Source organism: Oceanicella sp. SM1341 (genome assembly GCF_003448965.1).
In the GTDB taxonomy this organism is placed as follows: Bacteria; Pseudomonadota; Alphaproteobacteria; order Rhodobacterales; family Rhodobacteraceae; genus Paroceanicella.
Genome location: NZ_QRGC01000107.1, coordinates 1 through 570 on the forward strand (window position 1 = coordinate 1; position 570 = coordinate 570).

General features: G+C 61.9%; 1 protein-coding gene. It reads right to left on the reverse strand.

Annotated features, from left to right (window positions below):
• Nucleotides 1-24: 24 nt before the first annotated feature.
• Nucleotides 25-570 (reverse strand): zonular occludens toxin domain-containing protein (locus D3P35_RS25965; RefSeq protein ID WP_232830637.1); only part of this gene is annotated, 546 nt, incomplete at its 5' end.

Sequence of the window (570 nt, forward strand, 5' to 3'; positions counted from 1 at the left end):
CCTGCGCCTTATTTATTTTTTTATTTATATTTTTATCTCCGCCCCGTCCGTCGCCGCGGCGGACGGACCCGCCTTGACCGCTACCGCTGGAGCTGACGCCACACCGCCCCTGCCCTGCTCGGCCGCAACAGGCTTAGCCGGAGTCGCCGTCGTCAACTGGCCGGTACGGTAGTAGACCCGGTACGCCAGGAACGCCGCGATCAGCACGCAGGCGATGAACAGCATCAGCACAGGCGGCACGGTGTACTTGCGCTTGATGTGCAGACTGGAGGACTTGTACAGGCCAAAGCTGGACTTCGGCAGGCTCCACTTCTTCTTGATCGGCGCAGTGTTGAACGTCTCCGGGTTCGCGCACTCCGGCCATTCGTAGTACCAGCGTCCGAGCAAGCCAGCGTCCCGCAGGTGGACATGCTGCCCCACCAGCTTGCGGATATGACTGTCCAGGAACGTCGGGTTCTGCGTGATCAGAACAAACGTCACGCCGGTATGCCGCACCATCTCAAACGCCGCCACGTGGTCAGGCACCTTAGACCCGGCCGTGCGGACGCGAAACACCCGCTGCGCCTCATC